Annotated in this window: 11 protein-coding genes; 7 read left to right on the forward strand and 4 right to left on the reverse strand. The window is 65.6% G+C overall.

Annotation, left to right across the window (positions count from 1 at the left end; translation table 11 throughout):
- Nucleotides 1–13: 13 nt before the first annotated feature.
- Entirely contained in the window at nt 14–1,363 is a 1,350-nt protein-coding gene (locus RPS27_RS12650; protein ID WP_212065018.1) for an MFS transporter, read from the reverse strand.
- A 144-nt stretch (nt 1,364–1,507) separates the two neighbouring features.
- Between RPS27_RS12650 and RPS27_RS12655 the strand changes: the two genes are divergently transcribed.
- Genes RPS27_RS12655 through RPS27_RS12670 form a run of 4 tightly spaced genes read left to right on the forward strand, consistent with a single transcriptional unit; the run spans nt 1,508 to nt 6,111 of the window.
- Nucleotides 1,508–2,161 carry an ABC transporter ATP-binding protein gene (locus RPS27_RS12655; RefSeq protein ID WP_211415480.1) on the forward strand — a complete coding sequence of 218 codons (654 nt, stop codon included), beginning with the start codon at nt 1,508–1,510 and terminating at the stop codon, nt 2,159–2,161.
- A complete protein-coding gene (locus RPS27_RS12660) occupies nt 2,158–4,620 on the forward strand; it encodes an ABC transporter permease (RefSeq protein WP_212065017.1) in 2,463 nt (820 codons plus the stop codon). The genes RPS27_RS12655 and RPS27_RS12660 overlap by 4 nt, the downstream gene beginning before the upstream one ends.
- Complete coding sequence (locus RPS27_RS12665) at nt 4,610–5,692, forward strand: lipocalin-like domain-containing protein (protein ID WP_212065016.1); 1,083 nt, start codon at nt 4,610–4,612, stop codon at nt 5,690–5,692. Before RPS27_RS12660 ends, RPS27_RS12665 begins: the two co-directional genes overlap by 11 nt.
- A 29-nt stretch (nt 5,693–5,721) precedes the next feature.
- Entirely contained in the window at nt 5,722–6,111 is a 390-nt protein-coding gene (locus tag RPS27_RS12670) for an MAPEG family protein (protein ID WP_211415477.1), read from the forward strand.
- A 159-nt stretch (nt 6,112–6,270) separates the two neighbouring features.
- Here RPS27_RS12670 and RPS27_RS12675 read toward each other — a convergent pair whose 3' ends face one another.
- The 3 genes from RPS27_RS12675 to RPS27_RS12685 form a co-directional block, all read right to left on the reverse strand.
- The gene (locus RPS27_RS12675) at nt 6,271–7,464 is read right to left on the reverse strand and encodes an ABC transporter substrate-binding protein (protein WP_211415476.1); all 1,194 of its coding nucleotides are present in this window, start codon (nt 7,462–7,464) and stop codon (nt 6,271–6,273) included.
- Nucleotides 7,465–7,779: 315 nt separating this feature from the next.
- The gene (locus RPS27_RS12680; protein ID WP_212065015.1) at nt 7,780–10,950 is read right to left on the reverse strand and encodes an efflux RND transporter permease subunit; all 3,171 of its coding nucleotides are present in this window, start codon (nt 10,948–10,950) and stop codon (nt 7,780–7,782) included.
- Complete coding sequence (locus RPS27_RS12685) at nt 10,947–12,158, reverse strand: efflux RND transporter periplasmic adaptor subunit (RefSeq protein WP_211415474.1); 1,212 nt, start codon at nt 12,156–12,158, stop codon at nt 10,947–10,949. The genes RPS27_RS12680 and RPS27_RS12685 overlap by 4 nt, the downstream gene beginning before the upstream one ends.
- A 270-nt stretch (nt 12,159–12,428) precedes the next feature.
- Between RPS27_RS12685 and RPS27_RS12690 the strand changes: the two genes are divergently transcribed.
- The 3 genes from RPS27_RS12690 to RPS27_RS12700 all read left to right on the forward strand — a co-directional run bounded on the left by RPS27_RS12690 (nt 12,429) and on the right by RPS27_RS12700 (nt 16,977).
- Complete coding sequence (locus RPS27_RS12690; protein ID WP_211415473.1) at nt 12,429–13,583, forward strand: iron-containing alcohol dehydrogenase; 1,155 nt, start codon at nt 12,429–12,431, stop codon at nt 13,581–13,583.
- Nucleotides 13,584–13,600: 17 nt separating this feature from the next.
- On the forward strand, nt 13,601–15,151 hold the full coding sequence (locus tag RPS27_RS12695) for an AMP-binding protein (RefSeq protein WP_212065014.1): 1,551 nt from the start codon (nt 13,601–13,603) through the stop codon (nt 15,149–15,151).
- A gap of 227 nt (nt 15,152–15,378) precedes the next feature.
- Nucleotides 15,379–16,977 carry an ABC transporter substrate-binding protein gene (locus RPS27_RS12700; RefSeq protein ID WP_194404967.1) on the forward strand — a complete coding sequence of 533 codons (1,599 nt, stop codon included), beginning with the start codon at nt 15,379–15,381 and terminating at the stop codon, nt 16,975–16,977.
- The last annotated feature ends 16 nt before the right edge of the window (nt 16,978–16,993 follow it).

The raw sequence follows: 16,993 nt of genomic DNA on the forward strand, positions 1-16,993 counted from the left end.
CGTGTGAGCCCCCTTACGTCAGCGTCACCGCGCCCTTCAGCTCGGCGCTTTGCGCCGCGGCACCACGGCTCAACCTCGCCTTTTCCGTGTTCGGCCAGAGCAGCAGCAGGCCGAGCAGGCCGGAGCCGACCATGATCACGGCGTTGATGGTGAAGCCGGTCATGTAGCCGTCGATCGTGCTGCCGGCACGCTGGATCATCGCCCCCATCACGGCCGGCGCGACGATGCCGGCCAGCGTGTAGAGCGCGCCGTAGATGGCGAGGATCGCGCCGCGCTGCGACGTCGGCGTGAACTCGCCGAGCATCGGCGGGCAGACGACATAGATCGCCCCGCACAGGCCCGAGCCGACCACGAGCAGCGCGATCTGCAGGCCCGCGCCCTGGACATGCGGCATCATTGCCAGGATCAGCCCGCCGATCACCAGCGGCACCGAGCCGAGCACGCCGCGGGCCGCGCGGGTGTTGTAGCCCCGCGCCATCATCACCTGCGAGATCCATCCCGTGAGGATGACGATGGTGGCGCCGAACACCCAGGGCAGGATCGAGATGAAGCCGGCCTGGCTCTGCGAGAAGCCGAGCCCCTTGACGATGAAAGGCGTGAACCAGGTCAGGCCGAGCGACAGCGCCCAATAGGCGCCGAAGGTCGCCGCGACGCAGCCGATGAAGGTGCGCGAGGTGAGAAGCTGCAAATAGGGAATCTTCGACTCGGTCGCGGCCAGGACCTGCGTGTCCTCCAGCGGTCCTTCCTTGCCGAGCGCGAGCCAGGCACAAACCCAGATCAGGCCGACGACGCCGAGCGTGCCGAAGGCATAGTGCCAGGAATGATTGACGATGACCCAGTTCAGCGCTGGCACGGCGAGGATCACGCCGAAGGCAGAGCCCTGCGACAAGATCGCGGTCGGCAGCGTGCGCTTCTCGTCGGGAAACCATTTGTAGATCGCGTGCGCGGCGACCGAGAAGGCCGGGCCTTCGCCGGCGCCCAGCACGATGCGGCAGATCAACAGCGTCGTGAAGGAGACGGTGCCGACCATGGGAAATTGCGCCAGCGCCCAGACCACCGCGAGCGCCAGCAGCACCCAGCGCGTCGGCACCTTGTTGACGATGAAGCCGACCACGATCGCGGCGATCGAAAACAGGAAGAAGAACGAGGAGCCGAGCAGGCCGAACTGCCCCGGTGAGAGCTTCAGATCGGTCATGATCGGCACGCCGGCGAGGCCGACGACGATCTTGTCCGCGAAGTTCACGACCATGAAGAGAAAGAGGAGAAAAGTGACGGTCCAGGCGCCCTTCGGCGTCGGCTTTGCCGAAGCCTTGGAGTTCCCCGCCGTGCTGCCCGCCGTATCAGGCGTTCCCTGAGCGCTCATCGTTCTCCCCGCATGTCTTTTTGGCACTTTTTTGATTTGGCCGTCTTGGGAGCTAACAACGGCTTCGAGACCAACGCAACCCGGCATTTCTGCAGCAAGTGTGCTACGCAACAAGTCCGCTAATTCCGTCCGGCGCCATTCATCGTGCTGAGCATCCGTAATCTTTCCAAGACCTTCTCCTCGGCCGGCGAACCGGTCCATGTGCTGCGCGGCGTCGATCTCGACCTCGCCGACGGCGAGCGCGTCGCGCTGACCGGCGAGTCTGGCAGCGGCAAGAGCACGCTGCTGCACCTGATCGCGGGACTCGATGCCGCCGATGGCGGCTCGATCCGGCTGGGAGACGCCGAGGTCACCAAGCTCTCTGACGCGGGGCGCGCCAGCTTGCGGCGCGACCGGATCGGCCTGGTGTTTCAGCAATTCAACCTGATCCCGAGCCTGTCGGTCGCGGACAATCTGATCTTTCAGGCGCGGATTGCGGGCCGTCACGATGCGGCCTGGACCGGCGAGCTGACCGAACGTCTCGGGCTCGGCGCTCTTCTGAAGCGCTATCCCGAGCAATTATCCGGAGGTCAGCAACAGCGCGTCGCCATCGGCCGGGCGCTGGCGACGAAGCCGTCGCTGCTGCTGGCGGACGAGCCGACCGGCAATCTGGACGAAGACACCGCCGAGGATGTGCTGGCGCTGACGCGCGACCTCGTTGCGCGCACCGGCTGCGGCTTCCTGATGGTGACGCACAGCCTGCATCTGGCCGCTCAGCTCGACCGCCACCTCACCTTGCATGCGGGACGGATCGCATGAGACGCGCGCTGTGGATTCTCGCGGTGCTGCTCAGCCATTGGCGGCGTCACAAGATGCAGTTCGCGACGCTGCTGATCGGGCTGATCGCGGCGACCGCGCTGTGGAGCGGCGTGCAGGCCATCAACCAGCAGGCCCGCACCGCCTATGACCGCGCCGCGGCGACGTTCGGCGGCAGCCGCACGGCCATGCTGGTCGCGCCGCATGCGGCAACCTTCTCGCAGGACCTGTTCGTCAAGCTGCGCCGCGCCGGCTGGCCGGTATCGCCGGCGCTGGAGGGCCGGGTCCAGATCAACGGCCGCTCGGTGCGGCTGCTCGGCATCGAGCCGGTGACGCTCCCTGTCGATGTCGGCAATGCGCCGCGCCTTGGTGCCGCGGATCTCGGCAGTTTCGTTGCACCGCCGGGCCAGACGCTGGTGGCACGGGAAACGCTGCGCGATCTGCGGGAGCAGGAGGGCGCGGCGCCTCCGACCAGCGACGGCGCAACATTGCCGCCGCTGCGCGTGCTGCCGCAGCTGGTGCCCGACGTGCTGGTGGTCGATATCGGCGTGGCGCAGCGTCTCCTCAACAAGCCGGACCAGGTGTCGCGGCTGCTGATCGGCAAGCCACGAAGCAAGCCGGCGCCGCTGGCCAGCGTTGTCGGCGATCAGTTGCAGCTGATCGAGCCGAGCGCGGAGACCGAGCTGGAGCACCTCACCGACAGCTTCCATCTCAACCTCACGGCGTTCGGCCTGCTGTCGTTTTTCGTCGGCCTCTTCATCGTCAACTCAGCCGTCGGCCTCGCCTTCGAGCAGCGGCTGCCGATGCTGCGCACCTTGCGGGCCTGCGGTGCCTCGGCGCGGCTCGTCAACAGCGTGCTGGTGGTCGAACTGGTGGCGCTGGCCCTCATCGCCGGGCTGATCGGGCTCGTTTGTGGCTATTTCATCGCGGCCGTGCTCCTGCCCGATGTCGCGGCCTCTCTGCGCGGGCTGTATGGCGCGCAAATCCCCGGGCAGCTCAGCTTGCGGCCCGAATGGTGGCTCGCCGGCATCGGCATCAGCATTGCGGGCGCGCTCGTCGCGGCGGCGACCAGCCTGATCAAGGCGATCCGGATGCCGGTGCTGGCAACGGCCCAGCCGCACGCCTGGCAGCAGCGGCAGCGCCGCTGGCTGATCCTGCAGAGCCTGGCCGCCTGCACCGTGTTCGCGGTCGCGCTGTTGCTGCTGCGCTATGGCGAATCGCTGATTGCGGGCTTTGGCGTGCTGGCGGCCCTGATGCTCGGCGCGGCCCTGATCCTGCCGGCCTTCCTCGAACTGCTCCTGCTGGCCGGCCAACGTGCCGCGCGAAAACCGCTGGCGCTGTGGTTCTGGGCGGACAGCCGGCAGCAGCTCTCGGGATTGTCGCTGGCGCTGATGGCGCTCCTGCTCGCCCTCGCCGTCAATGTCGGGGTCTCCACCATGGTGGGGACGTTCAGCCGCACCTTCATCGGCTGGCTCAACGGACGGCTCGCCGCCGACGTCTACATCAGCGCCGCCGACAACGCGCAAGGCACGGAGATCCGCAACTGGCTGAAGCAGCGCAGCGACGTTGAGGCGATCCTGTCGGGCGGCCGCGCCGAAGCGCAGGTTCAGGGCCAGCCGGTGGAGCTGCTCGGCCTGCCCGATCATGCACTCTATCGCGAGCGCTGGCCGCTGCTAGACGCCGCGCCCCGCGTCTGGACCCGGCTCGTGCCGGGGAATGCCGCCTTCATCAGCGAGCAGCTCAGCCGCCGCCTGAATGTGCGCATTGGCGACGTCGTCGAGGTGCCGGCACCTGGCGGGACCTGGGAGCTCGACATCGTCGGCATCTATGCCGATTACGGCAATCCCAAGGGACAGCTCGCGGTGAATGTCGCGGCGCTGATGCGGCAGTTTCCGCAGACGCCGCAGACGCGGATGGGCCTGATCGTTGCCAGGGAGAATATCCCCGGCCTGGTCGCGGCGCTGCAGAAGCAGTTTGCGCTCGACGACCGCAGCGTCGCCGACCAGGCAACGGTGAAGGCAGAATCGATCCGCATCTTCAACCGCACCTTTGCGGTCACGTCCGCGCTGAATGCGTTCACGCTCGGCGTCGCCGGCATCGCGCTGTTCACGAGCCTATTGACGCTGGCGAACTCCCGCCTGCCGCAACTCGCGCCGCTATGGGCGATCGGCATCACGCGGCCGCGCCTCGCCGCGATCGAACTGACCAAGACGCTGTCGGTCGCGCTGTTCACATCGCTGCTGGCCGTGCCGCTCGGCCTCCTGGTGGCGTGGTGCCTGATCGCGATCGTCAACGTGAAGGCATTCGGCTGGCGGCTGCCGTTCCATGTGTTTCCGGCGCAGTTGATCGGGCTCGTCGCGGTGGCGCTGCTGGCCTCGTTGCTCGCGGCCCTGTTGCCGGTCGTGCGGCTCGCACGGATGCAGCCGGCCAGCCTCGTCAAGGTGTTCGCCAATGAGCGCTGATCGCATCTCGCGCCGCGCCTTCGCCGGCGGCATCGCCGCGCTGGCGCTCGCACGCCGCGCCGGCGCGCAAGGCTATGCCGGCCTCGGCGAGACCGCGGACGGCTTTGCACAGGTGACGCCGGGAAAGACATTCGCATTTCCGGCCGATCACGGGCCGCATCCGGAGTTTCGCATCGAGTGGTGGTATCTGACGGCAAATCTCGTCGATGGCAGCGGTGCGGCGTGCGGCCTGCAATGGACGCTGTTCCGCCAGGCATCACAGCCGGGTCCGCAAGGCGAAGGCTGGGCCAATCGGCAGATATGGATGGCGCATGCGGCGGTGACGCGCGCCGACACCCATCGCTTCAACGAAGTCTTTTCACGTGGTGGTGTGGGCCAAGCAGGGGTCACGGAAAAGCCGTTTGCGGCCTGGATCGACGATTGGGAGATGAAGGGGCTTGAGCACGCCGACGATCGCAGTTTGGCGCCGCTGACACTGAAGGCGTCCAGCACCGATTTCAGCTACGCCCTGACGCTGGAGGCCAATCGTCCGGTCGTGCTGCAGGGCGATCGCGGCTACAGCCGCAAATCGGAGCGCGGGCAGGCGTCCTATTATTACAGCCAGCCGTTCTACCGCGCGCGCGGCACGCTCACCATCGATGACAAGCCGGTCGCTGTCTCAGGGCAAGCCTGGATGGACCGCGAATGGAGCAGCCAGCCGCTCGACGCTGACCAGACCGGCTGGGACTGGCTGTCGCTGCACCTGTCGTCCGGCGACAAGCTGATGCTGTACCGGCTGCGGCAGAAGGACGGCAAAGACTATCCGTTCGGCAATTGGATCAGCGCCGCCGGCGAGACGCAGATGATCGCAGGCGGTGACATCCAGATGTTTCCGAAAGCGACCGCGGAGGTCGCGGGACGCAGGCTGCCGGTGGAATGGCAGATCGCGATCCCATCGCGCTCGTTCTCGATCCTCTGCAAGCCGCTCAATCCCAGGGCCTGGATGGGCACCGGCTTTTCCTATTGGGAGGGACCGATCAGCTTTGCCGGGAGCCATCACGGCGTTGGCTATCTCGAGCTGACCGGGTATTGAAGCCGCGACCTCTTCAAAGGATTTCCGCGATGTATCACCTCACCGCCCTCGTCACGCTGCTGGCGATCGCGTTTTATTTCTTCACCGCCATCAACGTCTCGCGCTCGCGCACCAGGACCGGCGTCAAGGTGCCGGCGATGTCGGGCCATCCGGATTTCGAGCGCGCCTTCCGCATCCAGATGAATACGCTGGAATGGATGCCGATTGTCCTGCCGGCGCTCTGGCTGTTCGCGATCTATATCGGCGATGCCGCCGCGGCCGGACTCGGCGCGGTCTGGATCGTCGGCCGCGTCGTCTACTTCATCGGCTATTCCAAGGCGGCGGCCAAGCGCGGTCCCGGTTTCATGATCCAGGGCGTCGCCGCGATGGCGCTGTGGGCGGGCGCACTGGGGGCGGTGGTGTTGCGGCTGGTGAAGTGAAGCATGGTATCACACCTGCTCGTGTCCCGGGCGCGGTGCAGCGTGCAACGCTGCGCCGCTGAACCGGGACCCAGCAGGCGGCACGCTGTGCGGAGAGATGGGCCCCGGCTCTGCATCGCACCGCTGCGCGCTGCGATGCATCCGGGGCACGAGAGAGCTTCACTTCGTCAGCGGGCAGCCGCTGTCCTTGGCGGTGAAGAATGCCTTGTCGCCGGGGACGGTGGCGAGCAGCTTATAATAGTCCCAGGGCTTCTTCGACTCCGCCGGCTTCTTGACCTCGAACAGATACATGTCGTGGACCATGCGGCCGTTCTCGAGCACCTTGCCGCCTTGCGCGAAATCGTCGTCGACCGGCAGCTCCTTCAGCTTCTTGGCGACGGCATCGGGATCCTTGGTGCCGGCGGCCTTGACCGCCTTCAGGTAGCTCAGCGTCGCCGAATAGGTGCCGGCCTGGATCATGTTCGGCATCCGCCCGGTGCGCTTGAGGAAGCGCTCACCGAGATTGCGGCTCTTGTCGTTGACGTCCCAGTAATAGCCTTCGGTCAGCACCAGGCCCTGTGCGGCCTGCAGTCCGAGGCCGTGCACTTCGGCGAGCGTCATCAACAGACCCGCGAGCTTCTGGCCGCCGGAGACGATGCCGAATTCGGACGCCTGCTTGATCGAGTTGGTGGTGTCGAGGCCGGCATTGGCGAGGCCGACGATCTTGGCCTTGGAGCTCTGCGCCTGCAGCAGGAAGGAGGAGAAGTCCGAGGAGTTGAGCGGCACGCGCACCGAGCCGACCACCTTGCCGCCATTGGCGGTGACGATCTCGCTGGTGTCCTTTTCCAGCGCATAGCCGAAGGCGTAGTCCGCGGTGAGGAAGAACCAGGTGTCGCCGCCGGCCTTGGTCAGCGCGCCGCCGGTGCCGACGCCGAGTGCGCGGGTGTCGTAGGCCCAGTGGAAGCCGTAGGGCTGGCAGGCATCGCCCGTCAGCCGCGAGGTCGCGGCGCCGACGACGATGTCGATCTTCTTCTTTTCCTTGGACAGCTCGTGGATCGCGAGCGCGACCGAGGAGGTCGTGAGCTCCGTGATCATGTCGACGTTCTCGACGTCATACCAGCGCCGCGCGATCGACGCCGCAAGGTCGGGCTTGTTCTGGTGATCCGCGGTGACCAGCTCGATCTTCTGGCCGAGCACCTCGCCGCCAAAATCCTCGATCGCCATCCTGGCCGCCTCGACCGACCATTTGCCGCCGTAATCGGCATAGACGCCGGACTGGTCGTTGAGGATGCCGATCTTGACGCCTTGCGCGCCAGCCGGCGCCGCCAGCACCAAAGCAGAGGTTGCGACGGCGGCCAAAAGTGCTGATTTCATCTGTTAGCTCCCAGCAGTTTTCTGTTTTGAAATCGCGCGGATATTAGGGAAGAACCCCGGCCCTGCCCATCCATTTCAAGTTGGTCGTTAGTATGGGATTCTGCGCGCCAAATAGCCGCTGTCGTCCCGGACGAGCGGAGCGAAGATCCGGGGCCTCCGCGCGAGCGCTTGCGCGCGTCGCGAGAACCACAGGAAGTGGTTTGGCGAAGACCCGTGGTTACCCATTTCGCCCCGCACGTCTCCCCGGGGTTACGGGTCCCGCCTTCGCGAGGACGACACCGTAAGAGAGGGAACGCGAGGGGTCATCACCAACGCTTAAGGGGCCACCATCTCCGGCTTCTTCCCCTCGTTCCGCCCCTCCGCCAGGTTCCGCACCACCACATAGAAGATCGGCGTGAACAACAGGCCGAACAGGGTGACGCCGATCATGCCGAAGAACACGGCGACACCGACCGCCTGTCGCATCTCGGAGCCCGAGCCGGTCGAGACCACGAGCGGCAGCACGCCGAGGATGAAGGCGAAGGAGGTCATCAGGATCGGCCGCAGGCGCAGCCGGCAGGCCTCGATCACGGCCTCCAGCCGCGGCTTGCCTTCGTTCTCGATGTCGCGCGCGAATTCGACGATGAGGATCGCGTTCTTTGCGGCTAGCCCCACCAGCACGACGAAGCCGATCTGGGTGAGGATGTTGACGTCCTGTCCCATGAGGCGCACGCCGATGGTGGCGGCGAGCAGGCACATCGGCACGATCAGGATCACCGCGAACGGCAAGGTCCAGCTGCCATATTGCGCGGCGAGCACGAGATAGACGAACAGCACGCAGATCGGGAACACGTAGAGGCCGGCATTGCCGCCGGTGATCTGCTGATAGGAGAGGTCCGTCCATTCGAAGGTGAAGCCGCTCGGCAAGGTGTCGTCCGCCAGCTTCTTGATGGCGTTGAGCGCCGTGGTCGAGCTGGTGCCCGGCGCCGGCTCGCCCTGGAGCTCGGACGCGGCATAGAGATTGTAGCGCGCGACGCGGTCGGGACCCGAGACATCCCTGAACTCGACCACGCTGCCGAGCATCACCATGTCGCCGGAGGCGTTACGCGTGCGCAGGCGCGCAAGATCGCTGGGCTCCTTCCGGAACGGGAAGTCGGCCTGCGCGGTGACGTGATAGGTGCGGCCGAACAGGTTGAAGTCGTTGACATAGGTCGACCCGAAATAGCTCTGGATCGTGTCGTTGATGTTCGAGATCGGCACGCCGAGCTTCTGCGCCTTGGTGCGGTCGATGTCGACGAAGAGCTGTGGCGTGTTGGCGCTGAACGGCGAGAACACCGAGGGGCCGAGCAGCGAGGGCGATTTGCGCGCCGCGGCGACAAGCTCGTCGGTGGCCGCAGCGAGCATTTCGGGCCCGCGGCCCTGGCGATCCTGGATGCGGATGGTGAAGCCGCCGCCGGTGCCGATGCCGGGCACGGCCGGCGGCGGAATCACGATGATGAAAGCACCCTGGATCGCGGACAGGCGCTTGCGCAGCTCGACCGTGATGGCGTTCGCGGACAATCCCTTCTTGATCCGCGCCTCGGGCTCGTCGAACACGGGGAACAGAGCCGCCGCGTTACCGGCCTGCGTGCGCGTCGCGCCGGAGAAGCCGGCAAAGGCGGCAACGCGCACGATGCCCGGCGTATCCAGCGCGATCCGCTCGATCTCGCGCACGACCTCGGTGGTGCGCGCCAGCGAGGCCGCACCCGGCAGTTGCACGGACACGATGACGTAGCCGCGATCCTGCGCCGGGATGAAGCCTTGCGGCGTGGTTGCGATCAGCCAGCCGGCGCTGCCGATCAGCACGACGTAGATCAGCAGCATCAGGACCGAATGCCGGATCACGAAATTGGCGAGGCCGGCATAGCCGTGCGCCAGCCGGTCGAACACGCGGTTGAACACGCCGGTGAAGGCGCCCCATGCCCGCGCGATGACATTCCAGCTCGCGGGCGGCCGCTTCGCCTCGTGCGGGGTGAGGATCTGCGAGGCCAGCGCCGGCGACAGCGTCAGCGAGCAGAAGCAGGAGATCGCGGTCGCAACCGCGATGGTGACGGCGAATTGCTGGAAGAACTGCCCGGAAATGCCGCCGAGAAACGCCGTCGGCACGAACACCGCGCACAGCACCAGCGCGATCGAGACCAGCGCGCCGCCGACCTCCTCCATGGTTTTCAGCGCGGCGTCGCGCCGGCTCATGCCGTGCTCGAGGTGACGCTCGACATTCTCGACCACGACGATGGCGTCGTCGACCACGATGCCGACGGCGAGGACGAGGCCGAACAGCGTGAGATTGTTGATGGAGAAGCCGAGCGCCGCCATCACCGCAAATGTGCCGACCAGCGACACCGGGATCGCGATGATCGGAATGATCGCGGGCCGCCATCCCTGCAGGAACACCAGCACCACGATGACCACGAGCAGCATGGCCTCGTAGATGGTCTTGATCAGCTCGTGGACGGACTGCGCGATGAACTCCGTCGGATTGTAGCCGATATTGTAATCGAGACCCTTGGGGAAACTCTCCTTGAGCCTCGTCATGGTGTCGTTGATGTTCTTCGCCGTGGCGAGCGCGTTGGACCCGGGCCGCTGCGTCACCAGCATCGCAACCGCGGATTTGCGCAGCAGGAAGCTGTTGGTGGAGTAGGCCAGCGCCCCGAGCTCGATGCGGGCAACGTCGCGGAGCCGCACGACGCGTCCGTCGGAGCCGGCCTTGATCAGAATGTCCTCGAACTGCTTCTGATCCTTCAGGCGGCCGGTGAAGGTCAGGTTCGGCTGGAAGGCGCGGTCGGCGATCGGCGGCTCGGCGATCTGGCCGCCCGCGATCTGCACGTTCTGGGCGCGGATCGCCGCCAGCACCTCGGCCGAGGTCAGGCCGAGATTGGCGATCCGGTCAGGGTCGAGCCACAGCCTCATCGAATAGTCGCGCGCGCCAAAGATCTGGATGTCGCCGACGCCGTCGAGGCGCAGCAGCTGGTCGCGGACCTGGAGCAGCGCGTAGTTGGAGATGTAGAGCTGGTCGAACGTGTCGTCGGGCGACAGCATGAACACGACCATCAGGATGTCGGGCGAGTTCTTGCGCGTGGTGACGCCGTTGCGCTGGACTTCCTCGGGCAGCCGCGGCTGCGCGATCGCGACGCGGTTCTGCACCAGCACCTGGGCTTTGTCGAGATCGGTGCCGAGCTTGAAAGTGACGGTGATGGTGAGCTGGCCGTTCGAGGTCGCCTGGCTGTAGAGATACAGCATGTCCTCGACGCCGTTGATCTCCTGCTCGATGGGCGCTGCGACCGTGTCGGACACGGTCTGCGCCGAGGCGCCGGGATATTGCGTGGTGACGACCACGGTCGGCGGCACCACCTGGGGATATTCGGAGACCGGCAGCGTGGTGTAGGCGAGCGCGCCGACGATCAGGAGCACGATCGACAGCACCATCGCCAGGATGGGCTGGTTGATGGAGAGACGGCCGAGATTCATGACTTGTCACCCGGCTTGCCACCGGCGGGCGCGCTCTGCGGCGCGACCTTGGCGCCGACGCGGGCGCGCTGGATGCCGTTGACGATGACGCGGTCCTCCGCCTTCAACCCTTCGCGGATCACGCGCAGGCCGTCATCCAGCGGCCCGAGCACCACGGGACGCGCCTCGACGGTGTCGTCGGGCTTCACCACGAACACGATCTTGCGGGACTGGTCGGTCGCGACGGCAACATCCGGAATCAGCAGCGCCTCGTAGGGCGCGCTGCCGATCAGCCTGACACGCCCGAACTGGCCGGGCAGGATCGACAGATCGGTGTTCTTGATCACCGCGCGGCTGCGTAGCGTGCCGGTGGAGACGTCGAGCCGGTTGTCGAGGAAGTTGATGGTGCCCTCATGCGACGGCTTGGTCTCGCCGGCGAGCGTCACCTGCACCGGGTTCGCCGTGTCGCGCGAGCTCGGGCGCCGGCCTTCGAACCACAGCTTGCTGTATTTGATGAACGTCGCCTCATCCATGTCGAAATAGACGTAGATCGGATCAAGAGTGACGATGGACGTCAGCAATGTCGACGTGCCGCTGTCGCTGCCCTGCACGAGATTGCCGGGACTGACGAGATGACGGCTGACGCGGCCCGTCAGCGGCGCCGTCACATGGGTGAACTCGATATTGAGTTTGGCGGCCTTCAGCGCGCCCTCGGCCTGCATCTCGGCGGCGTGTGCCGCCTGCAGGGCCTGACGGCGCTGGTCGACGGCTTGCTCGGAGACGGCGCTGCTCTGCACCAGGCTGAGGCCTCGATCGAGCTCGCGCTTGGCAAGCTCTACCTTGGCGCGCGCGTCCGACAGCTGGCCCTCCGCTTGCGTCGCCACCGCCTCGAACGGGCGCGGGTCGATCACGTAAAGCAAATCGCCCTGACGCACGATGGCGCCATCCTGGAATTCGACCGAGTTGACGAAGCCGCCGACGCGCGGGCGCACCTGCACCTCCTCGACCGCCTCGAAGCGCCCGGTGAATTCGTCCCAATCGGTGACGGTGCGCTTGACCGGCTGGGCGACGGTCACGGGCGCTGGCGGGGGAGCAGCGCCTTGCGAGGCCGGCTGCCCGCAACCGGTGAGCGCGAAAGTCGCACCGACAAACGCGGCGATTGCGCCCAGTCGAGCCAGAACGAGATCGTGCTTTTTGACAAACCGCTCGCTTCCATCCGGTCCGCTCATCCCAAGTCCTCGCCAGTCCTCGTGCAAAAGCCGCAGAAAATGCAGGGTACGCCTCTACCTGCGGGCGCCACAAGATGGGTGGCAAAGATGAACTCTTCAAGACCGCGGTGCGCGCAATGCTCGGACGAACGCCCTGGCCGGATGGCGGGTTGACAGCCCGATAGCCGGCTTCGCGCGTGGCGATGGCCAGCGTCTTCGCGCATGACGCCCGCAATGGGCTCGGCTAAGCTCTCCCTACAAAAACAAGGCAAATTGTCCGGGAGGACAGGCGTGCACCAGGGACGTGTCGTTTTCGGCGCGATCGAGGAGGTCGTGTTCGGCCATCCCTCAGCCGGCGCCATTGTCGCGCAGATGGACCGGCTGGGAACGCGCCGCGCCTTCCTGATGGTCTCGGGCACGCTCAACCGGCAGACCGACGAAATCGAGACAATCAAACAGGCGCTGGGCTCCCGCTGCGCAGGCCTGTTCGACGCCATGCCGGCGCATACGCCGCGCGAGGCGGTGATTGCGGCCACAAATGCAGCCCGCGAGGCTGGAGCTGATCTGATCGTCACCGTCGGCGGCGGCTCGATCACCGACGGCGCCAAGGCGGTGCAGCTTTGCCTTGCCAATGGCATCACCGACATCGACGGCATCGAGCGCATCCGCGTCCGCAAGGGCGTCGCGCCCGAGATGATCGCCCCTCACGTGCGGCAGATCAGCGTGCCGACCACGATCGCCGGGGGCGAGTTCAGCGCGATCGCCGGCGTCACCGACCGCAGCACAAATGTGAAGCAGATGCTGCGGCATCCGCTGACGGTGCCGCGCGCCACCATCCTCGACCCGGCCATTACCGTCCACACGCCGGAATGGCTGTTCCTGTCGACCGGCATCCGCGCCATCGACCATTGCGTCGAGGCGATCTGCTCGCATGAGACGCATCCCTATGCCGACGCGCAATCGGTGAAGGGGCTCGCCATGCTCGCCGACGCGCTGCCGCGGGTGAAGGCGGACCCTTCCGACCTCGACGCGCGGATGGACGCGCAGATCGGCACCTGGCTGTCGATGGGCGCCCTTGCCGCCGGCGTGCCGATGGGCGCGAGCCACGGCATCGGCTATGTGCTCGGCGCGGCCTTCGACGTGCCGCACGGCTACACCTCCTGCATCATGCTGCCGGCGGTGATGCGCTGGAATGCGCAGGACAATGCCGAGCGGCAGATGATCGTCGCCGCCGCCATGGGCTTTCCCGGCCACAACGCCGCCGACGTGCTCGACGCCTTCATCCGCTCGCTCGGCATGCCGCGCAGCCTCGCCGAGGTGCATGTGTCGTCCGAGCATTTCGAGGTGATCGCCGAGCAGGCGATGCGCACGCCCTGGGTCCCGCGCAATCCGCGCAAGATCGAAGGCCCGGCGCAGGTGCGCGAAATCCTGCTTCTCGCCGCATGATCTGAACCGGAGGATCGATGTACACAGGTACACACGCCCGCCTGCGCCCGCTGCAGCCCGCCTTCATCATGGCGTCCACCGGCGAGGCGGTCACCTATCGCGAGCTGGAGGCGCGCAGCAACCGGCTGGCGCATCTGTTCCGCAAGCACGGCTTGAGGCGGCTCGACCATTATTCGATCTTCATGGAGAACAATTCGCGTTACCTGGAGGCCTGCGGCGCGGGCGAGCGCTCCGGGCTGTACTACACCTGCATCAACTCCTTCCTGACGCCGGGCGAGCTCGCCTATCTGCTCGTCAACAGCCAGTCGAAGATCCTGATCACGTCGGTGGCCAAGCTCGACATCGCGCGCGAGGCGATCCAAGCCTGCCCGGATATCAAGCTCTGCATCGTCGCCGATGGCCCCGGCGAGAGCGAGCGCATCGTCGGCCTTGCGGAGGTGACCGCTGGTCTGCCGGCGACGCCGATCGCCGACGAATGGCTCGGCACCGCCATGCTCTATTCGTCCGGCACGACCGGGCGGCCGAAAGGCATCCTGCGGCCGCTGCCGGAGGAGCCGCCGAAGCACAATCTGCAGCTGTTCGATTTCCTGACCAAGCTCTGGCACTACCGTGAGGGCCTGGTCTACCTCTCGCCGGCCCCGCTCTATCATTCCGCGCCGCAAGCTGCCGTGAACCTCACGATCCGCATGGGCGGCACCGTGATCATCATGGAGAGTTTCGATCCCGAGCGCTATCTCGAGCTGATCCAACGATGGGGCATCACGCACACCCAGCTGGTGCCGACGATGTTCTCGCGCATGCTGAAGCTGCCGGAAGAGGTGCGCAAGCGCTACGACCTGTCCTCGCTCGAGATCGCGATCCACGCCGCCGCGCCCTGCCCTGCTCTGGTCAAGGACGACATGATCAAATGGTGGGGACCCATCATCCACGAATATTACGGCGCGACCGAAGGCCTCGGCTTCACCGCCTGCAACAGCGAGGAATGGCTCGCGCACCGCGGCACCGTCGGCAAGGTGCTGCTCGGCGATCTCCACATCCTCGACGAGAACATGCGGGCGTGCCCGACCGGGACGCCGGGCCAGGTCTGGTTCAAGACGGGATCGCCGTTCGAATATTTCAACGACCCTGAGAAGACCAGGGAGGCGCGCTCGGCCGACGGCAGCATGAGCACGGTCGGGGATGTCGGCTATGTCGACAAAGACCGCTTCCTGTATTTGACCGACCGGGCGACCTTCATGATCATCTCCGGCGGGGTGAACATCTACCCGCAGGAATGCGAGAACCTGCTGATCACCCATCCGAAGGTCGCCGATGCCGCCGTGTTCGGCGTGCCCAATCCCGATCTCGGCGAGGAGGTGAAGGCGGTGGTGCAGCCGATGCCTGATGTCGTGCCGGACGCGGCGCTGGCCGAAGAGCTGATCGCGTTCTGCGCGAAATCGCTGTCGCGGCAGAAGGTGCCGCGCTCGGTCGATTTCGAGAAGGAATTGCCGCGGCTGCCGACCGGGAAGCTCTACAAGCGCCTGCTGCGGGACCGGTACTGGGGAAACAAGGCGTCAAGGATCGTGTGAGGGCGCGGCTCCACTCGCTGTCGTCCCGGCGCGCAACTTCTGCACGCAGCACAGGCCCCATCTCTTCGCACCTGCACTCTCACATTGTGAGATATGAAATCCCCTGCAGCCTCCGTCATCCGAATTGTCGAGGCGGCATGAGGCGCTATCGGGGTTGCCTCGCTCGGCTTGCGTGCTATCGTCCGGTCAAACAGGCCGCAAAAGGCCGATGTCCAGGGAGGATGAGCATGCGGAGCGTGTGGGCGCTCGCCGTAACGGCGGCGCTATCTGTGCTGACGACCTCAACCACCACGCTCGCCGGCGAGCCCAAGCAGGGCGGAACCTTGCGGATGTACCACCGTGACAGTCCGGCCAACGCCTCGATCCTCGAAGGCGCGACCTATTCGGTCAACGTGCCGTTCATGGGGGTCTTCAACAATCTCGTCATTTACGACCAGCACATCGCGCAGAACAGTCCTGACACCCTCAGGCCCGAGCTCGCCGAAAGCTGGTCCTGGAGCGGCGACAACAAGAAGCTGACATTCAAGCTGCGCCAGGGCGTCAAATGGCACGACGGCAAGCCGTTCACGTCGGCCGACGTCAAATGCAGCTTCGATCTCTTGATGGGCAAATCGCAGCAGAAGCTGCGGCAGAACCCGCGCAAGGCCTGGTACAACGAAGTCAATGAGATTACGACGAATGGCGATTTCGAGGTCTCCTTCGACCTGAAGCGGCCGCAACCCTCGCTACTGGCGATGCTCGCGTCCGGCTACACGCCGGTCTATCCCTGCCACGTCTCTCCGGCGGACATGCGCACCCATCCGATCGGGACCGGGCCGTTCAAATTCGTCGAGTTCAAGGCCAATGAATCGATCAAGCTGACGCGAAATCCTGACTATTGGAAGAAGGGCCTGCCTTATCTCGACGGCGTCGAGTACACCATCATCACGAACCGCTCGACCGCGATCCTCGCTTTCGTCGCCGGCAAGTTCGACATGACCTTCCCGACGCACATCACGATTCCGCTGCTGAAGGACATCAAGTCGCAGGCGCCGAACGCCACCTGCGTCGTCGAGCCGACCAATGTCTCGACCAACATCATCGTCAACTCGACGTCCGCGCCGTTCGACAACATCGATATTCGCCGGGCGGTGTCCCTTGCGCTCGACCGCAAGGCCTTCATCGACATCCTGTTCGAAGGCCAGGCCGATATCGGCGGCACCATGCTGCCGCCGCCTCAAGGCATCTGGGGCATGCCGAAGGACAGGCTGGAGACCATTCCGGGCTACGGCCAGGACGTGAAGGCGAACCGCGAGGAAGCGAAGAAGCTGATGCAGAAGGCGGGCTACGGCCCCGACAAGCATCTTGCGGTGAAAGTCTCGACCCGCAATCTCGCGGAATATCGCGACCCCGCCGTGATCCTGATCGACCAGCTCAAGAGCATCTACATCGACGGCGAGCTCGACGTCGTGGAAACCGCGAACTGGTTCCCGAAAGTCGCGCGCAAGGACTACATGCTCGGCCTCAATCTGACCGGCAATTCCGTCGACGATCCCGACCAGTCCTTCTACGAGAACTATTCCTGCGGCTCCGAGCGGAACTACACCAATTACTGCAACAAGGAGATCGAGAAGCTGTTCGACGTGCAATCGCAGGAGATCGACATCGCCAAGCGCAAGCCGCTGGTCTGGGAGATCGACAAGAAGCTGCAGGAGGATGTCGCCCGCCCGATCATCTTCCACGCGCGGGCCGGCACCTGCTGGCAGCCTTACGTCAAGGGCGTCACGATCATGTCGAACAGCTCCTATAACGGCTTTCGCTACGAGGATGTGTGGCTCGACAAGTAGCACGCCTGGCTGAAGA

The organism is Bradyrhizobium sp. WYCCWR 12699 (assembly GCF_032144035.1).
Classification (GTDB): domain Bacteria; phylum Pseudomonadota; class Alphaproteobacteria; order Rhizobiales; family Xanthobacteraceae; genus Bradyrhizobium.